The organism is Streptomyces sp. NPDC048751, from assembly GCF_043198595.1.
Taxonomy (GTDB): domain Bacteria; phylum Actinomycetota; class Actinomycetes; order Streptomycetales; family Streptomycetaceae; genus Streptomyces.
In genome coordinates this window covers 70,555-84,639 of record NZ_JBICUX010000025.1, presented here as the reverse complement: position 1 = coordinate 84,639, position 14,085 = coordinate 70,555, and the positions used below count along the sequence as shown (strand labels likewise).

The 14,085-nt window shown below is 70.7% G+C and carries 10 protein-coding genes; 5 read left to right on the top strand and 5 right to left on the bottom strand.

Translation table 11 applies throughout. The features are described 5' to 3' along the window. Nucleotides 1-129: 129 nt before the first annotated feature. The 3 genes from ACGFNV_RS43845 to ACGFNV_RS43835 form a co-directional block, all read right to left on the bottom strand. Complete coding sequence (locus ACGFNV_RS43845; RefSeq protein ID WP_393630947.1) at nt 130-2,181, bottom strand: GDSL-type esterase/lipase family protein; 2,052 nt, start codon at nt 2,179-2,181, stop codon at nt 130-132. Between the two features lie 76 nt (nt 2,182-2,257). Then, nucleotides 2,258-2,482, bottom strand: a complete 225-nt coding sequence (locus ACGFNV_RS43840; RefSeq protein ID WP_393630945.1) for a hypothetical protein — start codon at nt 2,480-2,482, stop codon at nt 2,258-2,260. A gap of 11 nt (nt 2,483-2,493) precedes the next feature. After that, a complete protein-coding gene (locus tag ACGFNV_RS43835; RefSeq protein WP_393630943.1) occupies nt 2,494-3,561 on the bottom strand; it encodes a glycoside hydrolase family 5 protein in 1,068 nt (355 codons plus the stop codon). Between the two features lie 273 nt (nt 3,562-3,834). On the opposite strand from ACGFNV_RS43835, the gene ACGFNV_RS43830 reads away from it, so the two are divergent. Then, entirely contained in the window at nt 3,835-5,091 is a 1,257-nt protein-coding gene (locus ACGFNV_RS43830) for an MFS transporter (RefSeq protein ID WP_393630941.1), read from the top strand. A gap of 62 nt (nt 5,092-5,153) precedes the next feature. Here ACGFNV_RS43830 and ACGFNV_RS43825 read toward each other — a convergent pair whose 3' ends face one another. Beyond that, nucleotides 5,154-7,394: an endonuclease gene (locus tag ACGFNV_RS43825; RefSeq protein ID WP_393630939.1), complete on the bottom strand. Its 2,241-nt coding sequence runs from the start codon at nt 7,392-7,394 to the stop codon at nt 5,154-5,156. A gap of 111 nt (nt 7,395-7,505) precedes the next feature. On the opposite strand from ACGFNV_RS43825, the gene ACGFNV_RS43820 reads away from it, so the two are divergent. Further along, nucleotides 7,506-7,937: a peptidoglycan-binding protein gene (locus ACGFNV_RS43820; protein WP_393630937.1), complete on the top strand. Its 432-nt coding sequence runs from the start codon at nt 7,506-7,508 to the stop codon at nt 7,935-7,937. Between the two features lie 74 nt (nt 7,938-8,011). Here ACGFNV_RS43820 and ACGFNV_RS43815 read toward each other — a convergent pair whose 3' ends face one another. After that, entirely contained in the window at nt 8,012-9,541 is a 1,530-nt protein-coding gene (locus ACGFNV_RS43815) for an APC family permease (RefSeq protein WP_393630936.1), read from the bottom strand. Nucleotides 9,542-9,705: 164 nt separating this feature from the next. Here ACGFNV_RS43815 and ACGFNV_RS43810 point away from each other — a divergent pair, with 164 nt between their 5' ends. The 3 genes from ACGFNV_RS43810 (at nt 9,706) to ACGFNV_RS43800 (ending at nt 14,085) form a co-directional block, all read left to right on the top strand. After that, nucleotides 9,706-10,395, top strand: a complete 690-nt coding sequence (locus ACGFNV_RS43810) for a hypothetical protein (protein ID WP_393630934.1) — start codon at nt 9,706-9,708, stop codon at nt 10,393-10,395. A gap of 414 nt (nt 10,396-10,809) precedes the next feature. Further along, a complete protein-coding gene (locus tag ACGFNV_RS43805; protein ID WP_393630956.1) occupies nt 10,810-11,664 on the top strand; it encodes a universal stress protein in 855 nt (284 codons plus the stop codon). A 51-nt stretch (nt 11,665-11,715) separates the two neighbouring features. Then, nucleotides 11,716-14,085 (top strand): glycoside hydrolase family 65 protein, encoded by a 2,370-nt coding sequence (locus ACGFNV_RS43800; protein WP_393630933.1) that lies wholly within the window; start codon nt 11,716-11,718, stop codon nt 14,083-14,085.

Genomic DNA, 14,085 nt, shown 5'->3' with positions numbered 1-14,085 from the left:
TCGCTCGCGCGGGAGGGACCCCCATCGCGTTGACGCCCTCCTCCGCCTTGCAGCTGCACGCACCAGACCCCGCTCGGGTCGGCTGCAAGGCACCGGGTCTTACAGCCGGCCTGATCCAAACGACAGGCCCTAGCCGCCGATCCTCGCCGCGACGATCGGTGCCAGGCGGTTCGCGATGGTGCGGTGGCCCTGGTCGTTGGGGTGTACCGAGTCGGTGAGGTCGCCGGTGCCCAGCCAGCCGGTGGTGTCGATGAAGGAGATCCGGGGGTCGCCGCCGTCGACGGCCGCCCTGACCGCCGCCTCGGTCTGCGGGACGTAGCGTCCACGGAAGGTCTTCAGCGCGAAGATCCACGCCTGCGGATGGGCGGCGCGGACCTTGCGGAGCAGGCTTGTGTACGCGGCCTGGAACTGTGTGGAGCTGACCCCGTGGCCGACGTCGTTGGTGCCGAGGTTGATGACGACGGCGTCGGCCCGGTAACGGGCGACGTCCCAGTCGGGCGTGGCCGCGTTCGGGTTGAGTTTGCCGTACTGCTGCTCCAGGCCCACGCATCCGTCGGCCGCCGCGACCAGACAGGCGCCGCCCTGGGCGATCTGGGTGTGCTCGGTGCCGAGCCGTTCGCCGATCAGCCAGCCGTACGCCGTGCGGGCGTTCTGCGAGGTCGTCGTCCCCACGGTGATCGAGTCGCCGACGAACTCGATGAGCCTGCCGGGCGCCTGCGGGGCGAACGTCGTCGCGCCGCTGTCGAGGACCAGCCCCTGGAAGACGGCGTCGCCGTGGTACGAACCGGCGACCACCTGGTAGTTGACCTGGAGGGTGTGGTTGCCGGCGGACAACGGGGAGGGCGTCAGGTTCACCGTGCCCTTGACGTCGTCGTAGAAGGTGACGGGCCCGTTGTCGACGCGGGCCCAGAGGTCGATCGTGCCCCGCTGCTTCAGCTTGACGGTCCGGCCGGTGAAGCCGACCCGGTAGTACGCGCCCGCCCAGTAGGGCGTGTACGCGGTGCTGGAGCTGCGGGTGTCCCAGCGGCCGACGAACTTGATGTTGGGGTCGCCGGGTTGGCCGGGGGCGACGGCCTCGGCGGACCTGGTCGCGCCGCCGCCGAGCCGGGCGGCGATGACGGGGGCGAGACGGCTCGCGAACTTGGTGTGGCCCGCCTCGTTGGGGTGGCCGTTGCCGTCCTCGTAGTCGGTGCCGTCGGTGAGCCAGCCCGAGGTGTCGACGTACTGCACCTTCGTGTCACCCGCGTTGGCGCGGGCGCCGACCGCCGCCCTGGTCTCGGCGACGTACCGCTTCTTGAGCGTCTGCACCGCGAAGAGCTGGGCGTTCGGGTAGGTGGCGCGCAGGTCGCCGAGGAACTTGGTGTACGCCGACTGGAACTGCGCGGAGTTGACTCCGTGGCCGATGTCGTTGGTGCCGAGGTTGATGACGACCGCGTCCGCCCGGTAGCGGGAGAAGTCCCAGTCCTGGCCGCCCGTACTGGCCGTCTTGAAGAACTGGCCGCTCAGACCCGTGCAGCCGGACTGGGCGACGAGGCAGTAGCCGGAGCGGGCGATCTGGGTGTGGCGCGCGCCCAGTTGCTCGCCGGTCTTCCAGGCGTACGAGTCGAGCGCCAGCCGGTCGGTGAGGGCGCCCGCGGTGATGGAGTCGCCGACGAACTCGACGAGCCGGGCCGGTGTGCGGGGGCTGACCGTGCGGGCGCCGGGGTCCAGCACCAGGCCCTGGAAGACCGTGTCGCCGGAGCGGTAGGAGATGCGCAGGGTGTGGGTGCCGGGGGAGAGGGGACGGGGCGTGAGGTTCACGGTGCCGCGCACACCCGCGTGGAAGACGTCGGGTCCCCCGTCGATGCTCACGTACAGGTTGACCGCGTCCCTGGCCCTGACCTTCACGGTGGTACCGGTGAAGGCCGTCTGCAGGTACGCCCCGGTCCAGGAGGGCACCGCCGCGGTCCCGGTACCGGTGTCCCACCGCCCGACGTAGACGATGTTGGGATCCGACACCGAACCGTCCCCGGGCGCGGTCTGCGCGGTCTGCGCGGCTTGAGCGGTCCGCGCGACCTGCGTGGCTTTCGCGGGCGAGCCGCCCGCCCAGGACAACAGGCAGGCGACGAGCACGGCCGTGAGCAGGGCCGGGAGCGAGCGTCTGACGGGGCGTAAGGAGGTGCCGTGGGGGGTGATCTGCATGGGGATCCCTTTCGTGTGGGGGCTGGGAGCGCTCCCATGTACAGCCTTTCGAGAGAAGCAATGAAACGGTTCAGCGTCAAGACAGGCGCGGGAGGCAGGGGCACCCCGAAGCGTCGGAGGCAAGACAGACGTAGGTCGGCGCGATCTCCTCCGGCTGGGCCGCGCGGCCCAGCGGCGCTTCGCTGCCGAGTTCGGCCACGGTCCGCTCGACGACCTCACGGCAGAACCGGGCGTCCTTGAGGTCGCCCGGCACCCGGCGTGCGGCCGGGGGCTGCACGTCATGCAGCCCCCGTCCGCGCACGGGCGGTCGGATCAGCGCTGTACCGGCTTGCCGCGGCCCCAGGCCCAGGCGAGGCGGTCGGCGCCGGACTGGTTGGTGGTGGCCAGCCAGGGGCGGTTGGGGTCGCCGACCAGGGTCTGCATCGAGTACGTGTCGTCGGTGCGCAGGCCCGGCCAGTAGACGGAGCCCATCTTGAGCTCGCGGAAGGTGTCCGTGACGGCCTGGACGTAGTTGATGAAGTTGTTGGAGGCGTCCGGCTTGTTGTAGTCGAGGCCGGTGGTCATCGGGGCGCCGAACTCGTCCGCGACGGTCCGGCCCGCGCAGTCGCCGATGCGCACCTTGAGGTCGGACACCCACTGGTCGTAGGTGGCGTAGTCCTTCCAGAACCCGTAGTGGTGCAGGGACAGGTAAGTGCCCTTCAGGCGCGGGTCGGCGCAGACCGAGGTGACGTGGTCGTTGTAGCCGGCGCCGCTGACGAAGACGCGGTTGCGCGGCACCGACGGGTACGTCGACAGCCATTTGGCGGCGATGTCGGCCCACTGGGCGTCGGTGTAGCCGTGCGGCTCGTTCATCGGCTCGAAGTAGACGCGCTTGTCGTCCTTGTAGGCCTTGACGACGGTCTTCCACATCGGCCAGTACGTGGACTCGTCGTCGATGAAGCCGTCCTTGCGGTCTCCCGTCCCCTCCCAGTAGGAGAGGATGACCTTGAAGCCCCTGTCCGACGCCGCGTCGATGACTCCGCGGTAGGACTTCCAGTAGGCGCCGTTGACCGTGTACGGGTTGATGGGCAGTCGGACGGTGTTGGCGCCGAGGTTGGCGCGGAACGCGGAGATGATCCGGCTGGCCTTGGCGTACGTCCGGGCGTAGCTGTCGGTGGTCGACAGGCCGGACAGCTGGAGGTAGTCGTCGGCGAAGTTGTCGCGCGGGTCGGCCCAGTTGACGCCCTTGAACTGGGTCGGGTCCAGGCTCGGCGCGGCGGCGGAGGCGGGGCTGCCGGCGAGGGTGGTGCCGCTGATCGCGGCGATGGCGACGGCCACGAAAGCGGCGCGCAGGCGGGGAGTGAAGCGGTTGCTGCGATTGCTGTCAGGTGCTGTGCGCATCGGCTTGCTCTTTCGGGGGGAAGGCGGCTCAGTGCTTGGCGGAGCCTGCGCGTGGCTGAGTGACTGCTTGTGGTAAGCGTTTGCAGTGGGGGCGTCGGCATCGTGGCAGCCGTCACAGTGATCGTCAAGGTCCTCATGCGTAACGGCGCCCGCCGCGGCGCCGTGTCGAGCGGTGTCGGTTTTTGTGCAATCGTGGGTCGTGCTTTGCCACCCCTTCGTTGCCCACCGCACCGCGCGCCCCTAGCGTCACCTGCGGACTTCGGGAGGACTGGCATGCTGACGACCGTCAAAGAGCAGGCGTCGGGTCTCACCAAGGACCAGCGCAACGCCTTCGTCGCCGCCTATCTGGGCTGGGCGATGGACGCCTTCGACTACTTCCTCGTGGTGCTCGTCTACAGCGAGATCGCCGACGACTTCCATGTCTCCCTCACCGACATGGCCTTCCTCACCACCGCCACCCTGGTGATGCGGCCCATCGGTGCCCTCGTCTTCGGCATGTGGGCGGACCGCCGTGGCCGCCGCGTCCCGCTCATGGTCGACGTCGTCTTCTACTCGATCGTCGGCTTCGCCTGCGCCTTCGCCCCGAACTACACCGTGCTGCTGGTGCTGCGCCTGCTGTACGGCATCGGGATGGGCGGCGAGTGGGGCCTGGGCGCGGCGCTGGCCATGGAGAAGATCCCGGCCGCCCGGCGCGGTTTCTGGTCCGGCCTGCTGCAGAGCGGCTACTCACTGGGCTATCTCCTCGCCGCCGTGGCGTTCTTCGTCATCGAGCCCGTCTTCGGCTGGCGCGGGCTGTTCGCCTTCAGCCTCGTGCCCGCCCTGGTCGCGCTGTGGGTGCGCAGCCGGGTGGAGGAGAGCGAGGTGTGGGAGAAGAGCGTCCGGCTCAACCGCACCCCCGCGTACCAGGTGTTCAGGAACCCGGCGGTGCTGCGGCGCTTCGTGTACCTGGTCGCGCTGATGACCGCCTTCAACTGGATGTCGCACGGTACGCAGGACATCTACCCGACCTTCATCAAGAAGGGCCTGGGCCTGTCGCCGGACACCGCGATCGCCATCGCCGTGGTCTACAACATCGGCGCCATCATCGGCGGTGTGCTGCTCGGCGCCTACTCCGAGAGGCTGGGCCGCCGCCGGACCATCATGGTCGCGGCGGCCGCCGGCCTGGTCGTGGTGCCCTTCTTCGTGCTGTCCACCGCGGTCGGCTGGCTGATGCTGTCCTCCTTCCTGATGCAGGTGTGCGTCCAGGGGGCCTGGGGTGTCATCCCGGCGCACCTGACGGAGATGAGCCCGGACGCCATCCGGGGCTTCTATCCGGGCGTGACCTACCAGCTCGGCAATCTGATCGCCGCCCTCAACCTGCCCCTCCAGGAGGCCATCGCCGAACACCACGGCTACCCCTCGGCGATGGCCTGGACGGTGGTGCCCACCCTGGCCGTCGTCATCGTGCTCAGCGCGATCGGCACGGAGGCCAAGGGCGTCCGGTTCGGCACCGCCGGCACCCGGACGTCGACCGCCGCCGCGGGCAGGTGAACCGGGCCCTGGCCGAGCTCGGGCTCACCCACCGCGTCCGGGCAGCCCTCGGTTCGACGAGGTCAGGGCCAGACGCCGGAGAAGTCGATGCGCCGGGCCCACTCCGGGTGGTCTATCAGGGGGTTTCGGTTGCCCTGGATCTCGGCGATCGCCGCGTTGCGGTGCAGCTCGTACTCGTTCACGTCCTCGTCCGCGTGCCAGTGCAGGAGGACGGGCAGCCGTTCCGCGGGGAACTCGTCCCTCTCGTCACCGACCAGCTTGGGGTAGCGCAACAGGAAGTACAGGGTGGCTCTGGCGACGGCCCCCCTGCTGTGCTCGGGCTCGAACCCTCCCGGCTCGCGCATGCCGCAGTCCGCCCGCACGGTTTCCTGGAAGCCGGGGAAGTCCATGTACGGGATGCTGGCCCGGAAGGTGTTGCACTCCGGTTCGCACGCGAACAGATGGTGCAGGTCGCCCCGCATGGGCTCCCGGTGCTCGAACCAGGACTGCGGGACGACGTGTTCGCAGTTGTACGGCCGCGACGCCTCCAACGCGTCCATTTCCGCGGCGAGTTCGGCCTGGCCCGTCACGCCCTCCCGCAGCAGGAACTCCCGCATGCCGCTGAGTCGGGCCGCCTCGGCGGCGGCGTCGGCGCGGATGAGTTCCTCCGCGGTGAAGGTCTTGCCGGAGTAGACACTGCGCAGGAGCCGGTCGGGGTGCAGGTCGACCCACGGGTAGAGCATCCGTGCGGGCTTGTACGAGGGGCGGGGCGCGTGGGTCTCCTCCAGCAGGCGCGTCAACGCACGTCGCAGCGCGTCGCCCTGGGTGCCGTCGTCGATGCCCGCGTAGTAGGCGTCTCGTACGGCGGCGTCGGCGTCCCGGTCGTAGTAGACGCGTTCCTCCCCGAGCCGGAGGTTGCGCAGGGCCGCCTGCAGATCCCGTTCGGCGGCTTCGGTGACGGTGGCGCCGTCGACGTGCGGGGCGACGGCCGTCGCGCCGACCGAGGGCGGACCGGTCGGGGAGGCGCCCGCGGTGAGCTGTTCCGGAGTCGGCGGTTCGAGATCGACGGTGATCCGCAGCGGCACGGTCACACCCACCGCGCCCCGCGAGGTGACCTGGTCCGGACGGGTCGGTGCCGATCCGTCGACTGCCCTGCCCGATCGGACAAGTCCCGTGCCTGATCCCTCGACTGCCGTGCCCGCGCCCGCCGTTGTCTGCGACACGCGCCCGCCCGCCCTCGGTGCGGCCGGCGCCGGTGGCTTGAACAGCTCGTCCCGCAGCCGGGCCGCCGTCCCGGTCAGCGTGAGCCGGCTCAGCGCCTCCAGCACGCGGCTGATGCGCACCCCCTCGTTCGCCTTCCACGCCAGCCGGTGTTCCCCCATCCCCTGCCGCCAGACCGTGCCGTCGGTGGCCAGGAGACGGCCCTCGCCGTCCGTCTTCGGCACCGCCGAGTGGTGCAGGGCGACCACCTCCCACTGGTCGTTGAAGACGGGGGAGCCCGAGGAGCCCGGTGCGGTGTCGGTCTCGTAGTGGATGAACCGGTCCAGCAGGTCGATGATCCGGTTCTCGCGCAGCGCGAGCTGCTTGGGCTCACCGTTGGGGTGCTGAACGATGTTGACGAACTCCCCGAGGATGGCCTTGCCCTGAGCCCCGTCGAGCGGAAGCCAGTTGAAGTCGGCGAGCCGCGCGCCCTGCTGACCGAGCTCGGCCACGGCGACCACGCTGAAGTCCAGATCGCGGTCGGTCGCGAAGAACCGCTGGGGCTCCAGCGCGAAGGCCACCGCGGCCAGCGGAAGTCCGTCCAGGCCCGCCTGGAAGTTGAACTCGACGACGGCGTGGCCCGCTTCCTCGGCGCTGCGCAGCACGTGGTTGTTGGTCATCAACAAGGACGGCGACACCATGAACCCGGTGCCGTGAAGTCCGCCCGCGGGTCCCGCGACGGTCACCCGCCCGATCGACCTGGCCGCCAGATGGCCTCCTTCGAGGAACGCGACTCCGGTGAGGTTGTTCCGTCCCATCAGGCGTTCCAGGCCGAGCACATCGGCGCCGAAGGCCTCCGGTGCCAACGGCAGTGTGCTTCCCGTCGACGCGGACGGCTCCGTCGGTGTCTTCTCGATCGATCTGACGAGTGACCAGTCGGCGTTCAGCCGCGCCAGCCGCTTCCTGACCCGATCGGGGTCGTCGGCATAGAGAACGCCCCGCCGCTCAATGGTCCTGCGGGTTTCCTCGCGTTGGGCGGTGCGGCTCTCGAAGCGCTCAGCGGCTTTCTCCAGCTGCGCCAGGTATTCCGTTCCTGTCTCCGAAACGCGTTCTCCGGTAATCATGAACGCCTCCGAAACCGGTCGTCGGTTCAATTGTCGCCTGGTCAATCAGGAATACGCCCGCCAATCCGTCCCTCATATGCGCCAAATGACGGTTCCGCCTACCATGAAAACATGGGAACAGATGACATGTACTACGTGGTCAAGACCGGTGACACGCTGTGGGATCTGGCTCGCATCTACGGCACAACGGTCGAGGAACTTCAGGCGTGGAACGGAATCCGCGACCCGAACATCATCAGGGTCGGCCAACGGCTGATCGTCAGGAAAGACAACTCCGATTACATTCCCTTCCCGGGAGCCGACTGGTTCAAGACGCTGCCGGAGAGCCCCATCATCCACGAAATGGGAATTCGCCTGATACAAGAGGGCTGTTCGGCATACGGCCACACCGGCCCCTCGTACCAGTGGAACGCGCAGCACCGCGACTCCTACGCCATGTGGCAGCGGAAGCTCCATTTCAAGGGTGCCGACGCGGACGGCTGGCCGGGTCTGACGTCCTGGAACAAACTCAAGGTCCCCTACCCCAGCGAGATCTTCGCGTAGACGCGTAGCCACACGACTGGTGCGGCTCGTCGACAAGCCGATGCGCAGACGCCCTCGGGCGAGGCGGCCCCGTCCTACTCCTCGACGGCAGCCGCCCTGCGGGTCGGCTTGCCCAGTGCCCAGAACAGCAAGCCGAGAAGCATGAACCCGGCGAGCGGGACGGCCTCCGTCAGCAGGTACGTCCAGCGCTCGCCGTAACTCCAGCCGTCCGGCGCGTAGTCGGAGCCGAACCAGTGGTCGCCGAGCCCGGGGGCGACCAGCTGCACACTGGCGAACAGGACGAGCAGGGTGAGCACCACGCTGATGGTGCGGGGGAGCGGTGCCCGGTACGGGCGGGGGACGTCCGGGGCCTTGCGGCGCAGTACCGCGAGTGCGGGGAAGATGCCCAGGTAGCTGACGAGCGTGGTCGACACGGCGAGGCCGAGGACGGCGCCGAAGAGCTTCGCGGCGCTGCCGTCGGTCAGTTCGTGGGCCAGGACCAGTACGACGGTGGAGACCACCCCGCTGAGGACGTTGACCCGTACCGGGGTGCCGAACCGGCTGGAGATGACGCCGAGGAAGCGGGGCGCGGCGCCGTCGTAGCCGGAGACGGCGAGGGCGCGGTCGGACCCCATGATCCAGGTGACGCCCGAGGACAGCACCGTGAGGATGAACAGGGCCGCGGCGAGGTGCCCCAGCAGGCTGCCGGCGCCGCTGAGCGAGGCGGTGCCGTCGGCGGCGACATGACCGCCGTACACGGTGAAGACCTGCCGGATCGCGTCGATGAATCCGCCGAGTCCGGTGATGGCCTTGACCGGCAGGACGAGCAGGATGCCGAGGATCGGCAGCGCGTACAGCAGCACGGCGAGGAACGCGCTGCGGAAGATGGCGAAGGGCACGTCCTTCTGGGCGTCGGTCATCTCGTCGCCGGCCGTGTTGGGCAGCTCGAAACCGACGTAGTTGAACATCAGGACGGGCACCAGGCCGACGAATCCCGCGTACGTCGGCGAGAAGTCGCCGAGCCCGAATCCGTGCAGGCCGTGCCGGACGCCGTACACCACGACCGTGACGGTGAACAGGCCGAGGAGGACGAACCTGCTCCACGCCCCGACGATGGGGATCCACTTGCCCACGTCGAAGGAGAGGATCGCGGCGAGCACACCGACCCAGACGAAGACGAGGGTGAAGGCGTAGAAAGCCGGCGTGCTCAGGTCCTTCCCGCCGTTGAAGAAGGTGGTGTAGGCCGTGACCGCGGAGACGGAGAGCGTGCCGCCGAGCCACACCGGGTTGGTGATCCAGTACAGGAAGTTGTTGACGGCACCGGCCAGGCGCCCGAAGGCCCGGCTGGTCCAGATGTAGGGGCCGCCCTCGTCGGGGAACGCGGCGCCGAGTTCGGCCGTCAGCAGCGCGGACGGCACGAAGAACACCACGGCCAGCACGAGGAGCCAGGTGAACGCCTCGGCGCCGGAAGATGCCACGGTGCCGATGGTGTCCACGCCGACGATGGTGCAGAGGAGGAAGAAGAGGATGTCGAAGCGGCCGAAGTGCTTGCGCAGCTTCTGCCGCTCCACCTGCGCTGCCGCCGGCGTGTCGGCCGGCTCGGAGATGATCTGGCCAGCGGCCACCGGGGGCTCCCGTGTGCTCGGGGTACGGGCGGGATCCGGCCATGATTCGCCGCCGCCGCGAAAGCACACAAGTGTTCGTGTCCAAGTCTTGACCATCATTTCGCCGTGGGTGCGGCGAGCCGTGCCGGCCCTCGCCGCCCCGGGCCTGTGCTGGACTTGGCCGTATGGAAGCGCGTGTGGTCGGAGTCGACGTCGGTTCGGTGGCGCTGGGCAGGTTCGCCTGGGCCGCTCTCGACGCGCCGGAGCAGGCTCTCGTCGGGCAGGGGGCCGACCCCGAGTCGGCGGTCCGGGCCGTGATCGCGCGCCTGGCCTCCGGCGGTCGGGCCGCGCTCGTTCTGGAGGCGCCCATGTCGGTGCCCGTCCCCGCCACCGACAGCGCGGACGCCTGGGAACTGCTCGGCCGGGCCCGGACCGGCGAGGGGAACCGCCCGTGGTCGGCGGGCGCCGGTGCCGGTGTGCTGGCCACCGGGGTGGCCCAGGCCGCGTGGATGACGGCCCGCCTCACCGAGCTCCTCCCCGGCACGACCGCGACCACGCGTCTCGACCGATGGGCGGCGCCCCACGGCCCGCGGCTGCTCCTGGCGGAGGCGCTGGTGTCCGGCGCGGGCAAACCCGTACCGACGGCCGCCGGCCCGCACGCGGCCGACGCGGAGGCCGCCGCCCGCGCCCTCGCGGAACGCCTGCCGAATGCGCCGTTCCCCTCCGACATACGCTGCGCCCCGCACCGCCCCCTGAACCTGCTCGCCGCCTGCGCCCTGTGGGCCGGACTGCGGACACCCCCTGACGAGCTCCGCTCGGACGTACTGGTCCTGCGCGCTCGCCCGACGCGCGCCGTTCCGGGGCCCGGCGACTAAGGGCTGTCCCGTAATCCCTGGCGGGCGTGCGACGACAGCTACGGCACCTCGCCGCGTTGTCGGGACGTCCGCATACATCCAGTATGCGGACGTCCCTCCGCCTTGCGATGCACCGCATCTGACGCCGCACGCTGATCCACCAGGGATTACGGGACAGCCCTTAGGGGGCCTCCGGCGGAGGGGGCGGGGAGCGGTAGCCGGCGGTCGCGCTTGCGCAAGTGGTGGGATCCGCGCTGCCAGGGTTCGGAGGAAGGCCCGGCCCGCACGAAGGCCCGGCCCGCACGAAGCCCCGGGTCCCTCCAGTTGAGCCGAGCTCCCTCGACCGCCGCTCCTGTCGGCCACCAGGAGTGGGACCGTAGGGGTAGGTCCCGCTGACGCGAGACGCGGTGGGATCGGCGGAAGGCGGTGAGGATGATGGAGCTGCCCTTGGTCGTGGGCGTCGACGGCTCGGAAGGGAGCCTCGTGGCGGTCGACTGGGCGGTGGACGAAGCCGCGCGGAGGGGCGTGCCGCTGCGGCTGGTGCACGCTTGGCTCCGGGAACGCCAGGAAGGCGCCGCGCCGGTCGACCGGGGAACGCCCGAGGACGTCGTCGGGGCCGCCGAGGAGCGTGCCCGACGGCGCGACGCGGAGGTGAAGGCGACCGGCGAGGTGCTGGCCGAGGAAGCGGTCGCCGCCCTGCTGCACGCGGGCCGCAACGCCTCGGCCCTGGTGACGGGGGTGCGGGGCCATGGCCGGCTCAAGGACCTGCTGCTCGGCTCGGTGTCCCCGGCCGTGGCGGCCCGCGCCTCCTGCCCGGTGATCGTCGTCCGCGGTGACAAGGCCGGCCTGGCCGGCACCCACAACCGGATCGTGCTCGGTGTGGGCGACCCCGCCACGACCGGCGAGGCCGTGCGCTTCGCCTTCGAGGAGGCGCAGGAACGTGCGTGCACGCTCGACGTCGTACGCGCCTGGCGCCGCCCCGCGCACCGGACCGCCGTACATCCTCTGGCGGCCGGAGACACGGCGCGCCGGCACGAGGCGCAGGCGTCCGTCCTGCTCGACACCGCCCTGCGCGACGCGTTCGCCGACCACCCCGCCCTCCGGGTGAGCCGCTCGACGGTGGAGGGACCGGCCCGCAAGGTGCTCCTGCACCGGTCCGCCGCGGCGGACCTCCTGATCATCGGCGCCCGGCAGCGGCACGGCCACCACGGCCTCCAGGTGGGCGGTGTGGCCCACACCCTGCTGCACCACGCCCAGTGCCCGGTGGCGGTCGTACCGCATCGGGTCTGACCGCCCACCGCCCGCACGTGATCGGGTGGCGGTGCGGGGTACTCGGCAGGTATGACGGCCCTGACCTGGGCGTACGAGGGATACGCGGCCGAGGAGGAGCGGCTGCGGGAGTCCCTGTGCACCCTCGGCAACGGCGTTTTCGCGACCCGCGGGGTCCTGCCCGAGTGCGCGGCGGACGAGACGCACTACCCGGGGACGTACGCGGCCGGTGTGTACAACCGTCTGACCTCGAAGGTGGCGGGACGGCTCGTCGAGAACGAGGACATGGTCAACCTGCCGAACTGGCTGCCGCTGCGCTTCCGCCCGCCCGGCGGCCACTGGCTCACCCCGGACACGACGACGGTGCTGGAGCACCACCTGGTACTGCACCTGTCGTCGGGACTGCTGGAGCGCCACACGCGCTACGACCTCGGCGAGGGACGTGAGCTGGCGGTGCGGCAGCAGCGGCTGGTGCACATGGGGGACCCCCATCTCGCGGCCCTGCGCACCCGGTTCTCGGCAACGGGATGGTCCGGGGACCTGGACGTGGAGGCGGCCCTCGACGGCGGTGTGACCAACGCCGGGGTGGCCCGCTACCGCGAGCTGGACGGGAGCCACCTCACCCACGTGCACACCGGTGACACCACGCCGGACACCGTGTGGCTGCGCTGCCGCACCCGCACCTCCGACATCCGCGTCGGCATGGCCTCCCGCGTCACGGCCGACGTGCCCCTCGCCTCCCGGCACACCCCTGCCCGTACCGTCCAAGGCCTGCGACTGCACCTGGTGCCCGGCCGTACCGCCACCGTCGACAAGTGCGTCGCCCTGCACACCTCCCACGACCCCGCGATCAGCGACCCCCTGGACGCCGCGATCGACCGGGTGGGCAACGCCCCCGGCTTCGACGACCTCCTTCGGTCGCACCGCACCGCCTGGGCGCAGCTGTGGCGCAGGGCCGAACTGGAGGTGCCGGGTGAGGCGGGCGGCATCCTGCGGCTGCACCACTTCCACGTCCTGCAGACCCTCTCCCCGCACACCGCCGACCTCGACGTCGGCGTGCCCGCGCGGGGCCTGCACGGCGAGGCCTACCGCGGTCACGTGTTCTGGGACGAGCTGTTCGTCCTGCCCTACCTCAACCTGCACTTCCCGGAGGTCTCCCGCGCCCTGCTGCACTACCGGCACCGCCGTCTGACCACCGCCTGCTCCGCCGCCCACGCCCTTGGCCGGCGCGGCGCGCTGTACCCCTGGCAGAGCGGCAGCGACGGCCGTGAGGAGACCCAGCTGCTGCATCTCAACCCGCGCTCCGGACGCTGGCTGGCCGACCACTCCCACCTCCAGCACCACGTCGACTCGGCGATCGCGTACAACGTGTGGGAGTACTGCGAGGCCGCGGGGGACACCGAGTTCCTGCACACCGAAGGCGCCGAGATGCTGCTGCAGATCGCCCGTTTCTGGGCGGACTCGGCCGTCCACGACGAACAGCTCGGCCGGCACCGCATCCGCGGGGTCGTCGGCCCCGACGAGTACCACGAGGCCTACCCCTGGGCGACCCGGCCCGGCGTCGACGACAACGCGTACACCAACGTCACGGCCGCCTGGGTGCTCGCCCGCACGCTCGAACTGCTCGACGCGCTCCCCGCGCCGCGCCGCCGGGAGCTCGTCGAGCTCACCGGGCTCGACAGCGGCGAACTCGAGCGGTGGCAGGAGGTCTCCCGCACGCTCCACGTCCCCTTCCATGCCGGTGTCATCAGCCAGTTCGAGGGTTACGGCAGGCTGGCGGAACTCGACTGGGACGACTACCGCGCGCGGTACGACGACATCCGGCGCCTCGACCGGATCCTGGAGGCCGAGGGCGACACCGTCAACCGCTACCAGGTGTCCAAGCAGGCCGACGTGCTGATGCTCGGCCACCTCTTCTCACCTGCGGAACTGCGCTCCCTCTTCGGCCGGTTGGGATACCGGCTGGACGACGAGACCTGGCGGCGCACCGCGGACTACTACCTCGCCCGCACCAGCCACGGCTCCACCCTCAGCGGTCTCGTGCACGGCTGGGTCCTCGCCCGGGCCCGGCGCGCCGAGGCGTGGGCGTTCTGTCAGGAGGCGCTGCGCGGCGACATCGCCGACGTGCAGGGCGGCACCACGGGTGAGGGCATCCACCTGGGCGCCATGGCCGGCACCCTCGACCTGGTGCAGCGCGGCCTCACCGGCCTGGTGACCCGCGGCGGCGCCCTCCGGCTGGATCCCGCGCCCCTGCCCGAGCTGTCCTCCTACCGCTTCGCGCTCCACTACCAGGGCCACTGGGGCGTACGCCTGCGCAGGGAACGCGAGCACCTGGAGATCGCCGTACCGCCCTCGGACCTGCCGCCCATCGACGTACGGCTCCCGGACCGCGAGGTGAGAGTGCGGCCGGGCGAGACGTTCCGGCTGGTCCTCCCGGAGTGA